This window comes from Bradyrhizobium sp. NBAIM08, assembly GCF_020193935.1.
Classification (GTDB): Bacteria; Pseudomonadota; Alphaproteobacteria; order Rhizobiales; family Xanthobacteraceae; genus Bradyrhizobium; species Bradyrhizobium yuanmingense.
Genome location: NZ_JADYVR010001021.1, coordinates 1 through 399, shown reverse-complemented (window position 1 = coordinate 399; position 399 = coordinate 1). Strand labels below are relative to the sequence as shown.

The 399-nt window shown below is 54.6% G+C and carries 1 protein-coding gene; it reads left to right on the top strand.

Annotation, left to right across the window (positions count from 1 at the left end):
• The coding region (locus I6F37_RS43255) for a TolC family protein (protein ID WP_225154873.1) at positions 1 to 399 on the top strand (399 nt) is incomplete at both ends.

Below are 399 nucleotides of genomic sequence, written 5' to 3'. Positions count from 1 at the left end.
AACCTATACGGGTCAGCAGGATATGAACAGGCCGGAGAAGATCGCCCTGGAACTGCCCCAGCCGACTGAATTTATGAAAGTGGAAGTAGATAAGGTATTGACGGAAGCATATGAAAACCGGAGCGACGCCATTGCTTTTGTCCGGCGCATCGCAGAGGCGAAAAAAGATGTCGCCCGGGCCAAAGGCGATAATGGTCTGAACGCCACCTTAACGGCGAGGCTGGGTTATTCGGGGAGCGCCGCCAGCGTGGCAAAAGCCTACCGATCGCCACAGGACCAACAATTGATCCAACTGGAGTTCGATATACCCATCCTCGATTGGGGCAGGTCGCGGTCAAGGACGAAAACCGCCCAGGCCAACCAGCAATTTACCGAGTATGCCGTTGAACAGGACAAGCA